Here is a 4,008-nt window from a genome sequence, read left to right as displayed (position 1 = left end):
TGGACCATGGGCTGGCAGCCGAGCTACCAGAGCGAAGCGCAGATCTACGCCAAGTGGCTGATGAAGGAGAAGCCCGACGCCAAGATCGCGATCCTCTATCAGAACGACGATTTCGGCAAAGACTACCTCAAGGGCACCAAGGACGGCTTTGGCGCCAAGGCGGCCTCCAGCATCATCATGGAGGAGAGCTATGAGATTTCGGAGCCGTCGATCGACGGCCACATCGTCAAGATCAAGGCCGCCAATCCCGACGTGCTGCTGATCTACACCACGCCGAAGTTCGGCGCGCAGACCATCAAGAAGACCGCCGAGCTCGGCTGGAAGCCGCTGCAGATCATCACCAACGTGTCGGCCTCGGTCGGCAGCGTGATGCAGCCGGCCGGCTTCGACAACGCGCAGGGCGTGTTGTCGGCCGCCTACGCCAAGGACGGCGCCGACACACAGTGGAACAACGACCCCGGCATGAAGAAGTGGGCCGAGTTTCTCGACAAGTACATGCCGGGCGCCGACAAGACCGACGGCGGCTATGTGTACGGCTATGGCGCCGCACAGACGCTCGCCAAGGTGCTCGAAATGTGCGGCGACGATCTCACCCGCGCCAACGTCATGAAGCAGGCGGCGAGCCTGAAGGACTTTACGCCCGACACCCTGCTGCCCGGCGTCAAGATCAACACCTCGGCCACCGACTTCGCCCCGATCGCCCAGCTGCAGATGCAGCGCTTCAAGGGTCAGAAATGGGAACTGTTCGGCGACATCATTTCCGGCGACGTCCCCTCCGAGTGACGTTGCACTGCGGGAATAAAACAACGGCCTCCGCGATATCCGTCGCGGGGGCTTTTTGTTGACGCCCCGCGCCGATGGTATTGAATACCCAAAACCAAGAGTCCGAGGTGGGGAAACCATGACTGCCGTACGCCCGTCCCTGGCGGCGCTGTTGTCCGCATTCGCTCTGACCTTGACGAGCTGCAATGTCGCGCTGGCGCAGAAGAAATACGACACCGGGGCCAGCGACACCGAGATCAAGATCGGCAACATCATGCCCTACAGCGGCCCCGCCTCGGCCTACGGCACGATCGGCAAGACCGAGGCCGCCTACTTCAGGATGATCAACGATGCCGGCGGCATCCACGGCCGCAAGATCAAGTTCATCTCCTACGATGACGGCTACTCGCCGCCCAAGACGGTGGAGCAGGCGCGCAAGCTGGTCGAGAACGACGAAGTTCTGCTGCTGTTCGGCTCGGTCGGGACCGCGACCAATGCGGCGATCCGGAAATACATGAACGAGAAGCAGGTGCCGCAGCTGTTCATCGCCTCCGGCGCCTCGAAGTGGAACGACCCGAAAGATTATCCGTGGACCATGGGCTGGCAGCCGTCCTACCAGGACGAGGCGCGGGTCTACGCAAAATACATCATGAAGCACAAGCCCGACGCCAAGGTCGCCGTGCTCTACCAGAACGACGATTTCGGCAAGGACTACCTCAAGGGCTTGAAGGACGCCTTCGGCGACAAGGCATCGATGATCGTCACCGACGAGGCCTACGAGACATCCGAGCCCACGATCGACAGCCACATCGTCAAGCTGAAGGCCACCGGTGCCGACACATTCGTCAGCATCACGACGCCGAAATTCGCGGCACAGGCGATCAAGAAGGCCGCCGAGATCGCGTGGACGCCGTTGCAGATCGTCGCCAATGTCTCGGCCTCGGTCGGCGGCGTGATGCAGCCGGCGGGCTTCGAGAATTCGCAGGGTATCCTGTCGGCATCCTATCTCAAGGACGGCGCCGATCCGCAGTGGGACAAGGATCCCGGGATGGAGAAATTCCTTGCCTTCCTCAAGAAGAATTATCCCGACGCCAACAAGCTCGACGGCGCCACCTCGTTCGGCTACGCCGCCGCACAGACCATGGTGCAGGTGCTGGAGATGTGCGGTGACGACCTCACCCGCGCCAATGTCATGAAGCAGGCCGCAAGCCTGAAGGATTTCGTCCCCGGCACGCTGCTGCCGGGCATCAGCATCAACACCTCGGCCACCGATTTCGCACCGATCAAGCAATTGCGCCTGATGCGGTTCAAAGGCGAAAGGTGGGAGCTGTTCGGGGACATCATTTCGAGCAATCTGAGCAACTGATCGTCACGTCGGTCTGTTCGGCCGCGCGCTCAACTCAACGGCGCCGCTTTACTCGACCGCAATCTCTGCGGTTGGCGCCGCGCACAGGCGAACGCGTTGGCGAATTTTTGAGCAGCGGCCCGCCTTGAGGGTGGTCGACTAAAGACGCAGCCCCTGCCGCAATGCCGCAGGGGCTTTTCATTGAGACACCCCAGGTAAGATGATAGTTTTTACGACCAATAATGAGCCCTCGAAACAGGGGGCCGCGACACATCATCTGCAATCAGGGAGAGAAACGGCATGTCTGCAATACGACAATTGACGGCATTTGCTGCTGCGCTTGCGCTCGTCGCCGCATCCGGCAGCGCTGCGCTTGCCCAGAAGAAATACGACACCGGCGCCAGCGACACCGAGATCAAGATCGGCAACATCATGCCCTATAGCGGCCCCGCATCCGCCTATGGCGTGATCGGCCGCACCGAGACCGCCTATTTCAAGATGATCAACGACCAGGGCGGCATCAACGGCCGCAAGATCAACTTCATCTCCTATGACGACGCCTACTCGCCGCCGAAGACGGTGGAGCAGGCCCGCAAGCTGGTCGAGAGCGACGAAGTGCTGCTGATCTTCAATTCGCTCGGCACGCCGCCGAACTCGGCGATCCAGAAATACATGAACCAGAAGAAGGTGCCGCAGTTGTTCGTCGCCACCGGCGCCACCAAGTGGAACGACCCGAAGGACTTTCCCTGGACCATGGGCTGGCAGCCCAACTACCAGAGCGAGACCCAGATCTACGCCAAATACATCCTGAAGAACAATCCCAACGCCAAGATCGCGGTGCTCTACCAGAACGACGATTACGGCAAGGACTATCTGAAGGGATTCAAGGACGGACTCGGGGCCAAGGCCGCCTCGATGATCGTCGCCGAGGACAGCTACGAGGTCTCGGAGCCGACTATCGATTCCCACATCGTGAGGCTGAAGGCCTCGGGCGCCGACGTCTTCATGAACATCACCACGCCGAAATTCGCGGCGCAGGCGATCAAGAAGAACGCCGAGCTCAGCTGGAAACCGCTGCACTTCCTCAACAACGTCTCCGGATCGATCGGCAGCGTGATCAAGCCCGCGGGCTTCGAGAACGCCCAGGACATCATCTCGTCGCAATATTTCAAGGATCCGACCGACGCGCAGTGGAAGACCGACAAGGCGATGATCGGCTGGAACGAATTCCTCGATAAGTACTATCCGGAAGCGAACCGGGCCGATGCCTCCGTGATGTACGCCTATATCGTCTCGCAGGGCCTGGTCCACGTGCTCAAGGCCTGCGGCGACAATCTGACCCGCGAGAACATCATGAAGCAGGCGGCCAGCATTCGCGATTACGAGCCCGGCGGCCTGCTGCCCGGCGTCAAGGTCAACACCTCGGCGACCGACTTCGCGCCGCTCTCGCAACTGCAACTGATCCGCTTCAAGGGCGAGACCTGGGAGCGCTTCGGCGAAGTCTTGAGCGCCGACGTCGGCGGTTAGGCCGGAAAGGTCGACCAAAGATACCGCCCCTGCGGCGTTTGCCGCAGGGGCTTCTCATTGAGGCGAACCGCCTAAAATGATAATCACTGCAGCCAAATAAAGAGCTCTCCAAGCAAGAGGGCCGAGACACATGCGTCTGACAAACAGGGAGAGAGACATAGATGTCCGCTACCAAGAAACTTGCGGTCCTCGGGGCCGCGCTCGCGCTCGTCGCGACATCCGGCAGCGCTGCGCTTGCCCAGAAGAAATACGACACCGGCGCCAGCGACACCGAGATCAAGATCGGCAACATCATGCCCTATAGCGGCCCCGCATCCGCCTATGGCGTGATCGGCCGCACCGAGGCCGCCTATTTCAAGAAGATCAACGACGCC

General features: G+C 60.8%; 3 protein-coding genes and 1 pseudogene. All 4 read left to right on the top strand.

From position 1 onward, the window contains the following. On the top strand, positions 1-783 hold a 783-nt coding region (locus AKL29_RS44160; RefSeq protein ID WP_244481673.1), incomplete at its 5' end, for an ABC transporter substrate-binding protein. A gap of 118 nt (positions 784-901) precedes the next feature. After that, complete coding sequence (locus tag AKL29_RS01730) at positions 902-2,128, top strand: ABC transporter substrate-binding protein (protein ID WP_050382629.1); 1,227 nt, start codon at positions 902-904, stop codon at positions 2,126-2,128. A 279-nt stretch (positions 2,129-2,407) separates the two neighbouring features. Then, positions 2,408-3,634 (top strand): ABC transporter substrate-binding protein, encoded by a 1,227-nt coding sequence (locus tag AKL29_RS01725; RefSeq protein ID WP_050382628.1) that lies wholly within the window; start codon positions 2,408-2,410, stop codon positions 3,632-3,634. Positions 3,635-3,795: 161 nt separating this feature from the next. Beyond that, positions 3,796-4,008: pseudogene (locus tag AKL29_RS44155) on the top strand (ABC transporter substrate-binding protein); the annotation flags it as partial.

Source organism: Bradyrhizobium pachyrhizi, assembly GCF_001189245.1.
Classification (GTDB): domain Bacteria; phylum Pseudomonadota; class Alphaproteobacteria; order Rhizobiales; family Xanthobacteraceae; genus Bradyrhizobium; species Bradyrhizobium pachyrhizi.
This window is presented reverse-complemented; position numbering and strand designations above follow the sequence as displayed.

Coding starts and splice junctions, on each gene's coding strand:
- AKL29_RS01730 (WP_050382629.1), top strand. CDS start 902: ATGACTGCCGTACGCCCGTCCCTGGCGGCGCTGTTGTCCGCATTCGCT.
- AKL29_RS01725 (WP_050382628.1), top strand. CDS start 2,408: ATGTCTGCAATACGACAATTGACGGCATTTGCTGCTGCGCTTGCGCTC.